Origin of the sequence: Actinocrinis sp. (assembly GCF_035946395.1) — a bacterium.
Taxonomy (GTDB): domain Bacteria; phylum Actinomycetota; class Actinomycetes; order Streptomycetales; family Catenulisporaceae; genus Actinocrinis.
In genome coordinates this window covers 1-3167 of the sequence record NZ_DASYZI010000306.1, presented here as the reverse complement: position 1 = coordinate 3167, position 3167 = coordinate 1, and the positions used below count along the sequence as shown (strand labels likewise).

2 protein-coding genes and 1 pseudogene are annotated in these 3167 nt (G+C 69.4%); 2 read left to right on the top strand and 1 reads right to left on the bottom strand.

Features of this window, described 5'->3' with window-relative positions; genetic code table 11:
* Positions 1–213 precede the first annotated feature (213 nt).
* Positions 214–1770: a protein kinase domain-containing protein gene (locus tag VGS97_RS18575; protein WP_326854840.1), complete on the top strand. Its 1557-nt coding sequence runs from the start codon at positions 214–216 to the stop codon at positions 1768–1770.
* Positions 1771–1813: 43 nt separating this feature from the next.
* Here the strand turns inward: VGS97_RS18575 and ychF are convergent, their stop codons facing one another.
* On the bottom strand, positions 1814–2887 hold the full coding sequence (gene ychF, locus VGS97_RS18570) for a redox-regulated ATPase YchF (protein WP_326854839.1): 1074 nt from the start codon (positions 2885–2887) through the stop codon (positions 1814–1816).
* 51 nt (positions 2888–2938) lie between these two features.
* Between ychF and VGS97_RS18565 the strand changes: the two are divergent.
* Positions 2939–3167 (top strand): annotated as a pseudogene (locus VGS97_RS18565) (DNA recombination protein RmuC); the annotation flags it as partial.

Here is a 3167-nt window from a genome sequence, read left to right as displayed (position 1 = left end):
CGATATGGAAACCTGGTCCAACAGCGGAGCCCCTGTTCCGAGGACGTCTTGGAGTGACAGCCCTCTTCTACAGGAGCTCCGCTGCCTTGCCTACCGACAGGCCTTGACACGCGCCCGCCACGCCTAACTGAACGGCGTTGGCCTTAACCCGGCCGTTGTTGCACGGCGCCGACGTCGCGCGGTTCAATACGGTTCTCACACTCGGGGGAGGTCATGGAGCCGCTCGCGTCGGGCGATCCCGCTCGCATAGGACCGTTCCGCCTGGTCGCCCGGCTCGGCCGGGGCGGCATGGGGCGGGTGTACCTCGGCCGGGCCGAGTCCACCGGCCGGGCGGTCGCGGTCAAGACGATCCACGGCGAACTGGTCGCCGACGCGGAGTTCCGGACCAGGTTCTCGCACGAGGTCGCGGCCGCGCGGCGAGTGCGAGACGAGTACATCGCCGAGGTCGTGGACGCCGATCCGGACGGCCCGACCCCGTGGCTGGCCACCGCCTACGTACCGGGGATCTCGGTCGAGGACGCGGTACGCCGGTTCGGCCCGCTGCCCGCGGACTCGGTGCGGATCCTCGGGGTCTGCGTCGCCCGCGCGGTGGCCGCGATCCACGGCGTGGGCTTGGTGCACCGGGACCTGAAGCCCGGAAACGTGCTGCTGACCGCCACCGGACCGAAAGTCATCGACTTCGGCATCGCGCGTGGTGTCGCCGAGGCCGGACTGACCAGGACCGGCATGGTGAGCGGGTCGCCGCCCTACATGGCCCCGGAGCAGCTGACCCACGGTGCCTTCGGGCCGCCTTCGGATGTGTTCTCTCTCGCGGCGATCCTGCATTACGCGGCCACCGCTGCCGGTCCCTACGGACGCGGCGGCGCGCAGGAGCAGTACGCGCGAGCGCTGGCCGTCGGGCCCCTGCTCGACGCGGCGCTGCCGAACACTCTCGCCGAGCTGATAGGCCGCTGCTTCCTCACCGATACCGCCGCCAGACCGTCTGCTGTTGAGGTGGCGCGGGCTCTGGAGGCGCATCCGGCCGAACGGCCGACTCCGGGCTGGCTGCCCAGCGCTGTCGTGTCGGACATCCTGGCTCAGGCCACCGATGCGTTGAACAAGGACTCCGCGGGAGGCGTACCTACGCCTGATGGGCACGCCTCGATGCCCTACGGCGCCGTGAACACGCCCCCGCGTCCGGCTCCTATGCGGCAGCCGATGCCTCCACCTCAGGCACCTCAGCAACAACAGCAGGCACCGCTGATCCCGCCGCCGGTCCAGCCGAGAGTCCAAACACCGGCACAGCCGACCCCGGCACAGCCGAGGGTCAACACTCCGCCACCATTCGCGCCGCCGAGTACTCCGAGGCCGAACTCGTCTTATCCGAACGCGCCTTACGCCAACCCGCCGTACACGGGCACGCCGCCGCGCCCCATCCCGCAGACGCCGCGGTCACCGCAGCGATACCCTGCCCAAGGCGTGCCCGCGCAGCCGTATCCGCCCCAAGCGCAGTTCCAGTACGGGCAGACCGGTGCCCCGCTCCCCTATGGGTACCGTCCGAGCGCCACCGACAACGGCATGGCGGTCACGGCGCTGGTCCTCGCGCTGGTCGGCATCTTCGTGCCCTGCTTGCTGCCCATCGCGCTGCCCTTCGGCTTCATCGGGCTGTCCAAGGCACGCACCATCGGCGTCGGCCGCGGTCAGGCGATGGCCGGGACGATCATCTCCGGGCTGCTCCTGACCGGCTGGATCGTCCTCATCCTGACGATCGCGAGCGCGAGCTCGAACTAGCGCTCGGCAGGCCGCGTGCCCGAGGGCGCCATCAGGTGCTGAATCAGACGTTGAAGCGGAACTCCACCACGTCGCCGTCGACCATCACGTAGTCCTTGCCCTCGATACGGGCCTTGCCACGGGCGCGGGCCTCGGCGACGGAGCCCGCGGCGACCAGGTCGCGGAACGAGATCACCTCGGCCTTGATGAAGCCGCGCTGGAAGTCGGTGTGGATGACGCCCGCCGCCTCGGGAGCCGTGGCGCCCTTGCGGATCGTCCAGGCCCGCGCTTCCTTCGGACCGGCGGTCAGGTAGGTCTGCAACCCGAGGGTGTCGAAGCCGACCCGGGCGAGCTGGGTGATGCCGGACTCGTCCTGGCCCATGCTCTGGAGCAGTTCGAGGGCCTCCTCGTCGGGCAGGTCGATCAGCTCGGACTCGATCTTCGCGTCGAGGAAGACCGCCTCGGCCGGGGCGACCAGGGCGCGCATCTCGTCCTGGAGCCGATCGTTGGCCAGCTCCTCGTCGTCGACGTTGAACACGTAGATGAACGGCTTCGCGGTGAGCAGGTGCAGCTCGCGCAGCGGCGCGGTGTCGAGCCCGGCGGCGAAGACCGTGACGCCCTCGTCGAGGATCTTCTTGGCCTGCTCGATCGCGGCGACCACCGGCTGCTTGTCCTTGGCCATCCGCGCCTCCTTCTGGAGGCGCGGCAGTACCTTGTCGATGGTTTGCAGGTCGGCCAGGATCAGCTCGGTGTTGATGGTCTCCAGGTCGTCGCGCGGATCGATCTTGCCGGCCACGTGGTGCACGTCCGGATCGTCGAACACCCTGACGACCTGGCAGATCGCGTCCGCCTCACGGATGTTCGCCAGGAACTTGTTGCCAAGGCCCTCGCCCTCCGAGGCGCCCTTCACGATCCCGGCGATGTCCACGAAGGAGACGGTGGCGGGCACCATCCGCTCCGACTTGAACAGCCGCGCGAGCACATTAAGCCGTTGGTCGGGCACGCCGACCACTCCGACGTTCGGCTCGATCGTCGCGAACGGGTAGTTGGCGGCGAGCACGTCGTTCTTGGTCAGCGCGTTGAAAAGGGTCGACTTGCCGACGTTCGGCAGTCCGACGATTCCGATCTGGAGCCCCATGGACGGCAAGTCTAGTTGTCCGCGGGCCCGGGAACTCCCACGATTGTTGCTGTGAACTCCGGACAACTCGCGTTGCTGTTGATCGGGCTGGCCCTGGGGCTGGCGCTGGGCGTGCTGTGGGAGCGCGGCCGGGGGCGCGGGCCCTCGGCGGAGGCGCTCGACCGGTCGACCGACCGGCTGCTCGGGCTGGCCGACCAACAGTTCGCGCAGGTGGGGCGGCCGATCCAGGAGTCGCTGCGGCACTTGGACGACCGGCTGCGCGAGATCGAGCAGGGTCGGG

What these genes read in the sequence shown, in the direction of transcription:
- VGS97_RS18575 (WP_326854840.1), top strand. Translation starts at nt 214, where the DNA reads ATGGAGCCGCTCGCGTCGGGCGATCCCGCTCGCATAGGACCGTTCCGC.
- ychF (WP_326854839.1), bottom strand. Translation starts at nt 2,887, where the DNA reads ATGGGGCTCCAGATCGGAATCGTCGGACTGCCGAACGTCGGCAAGTCG.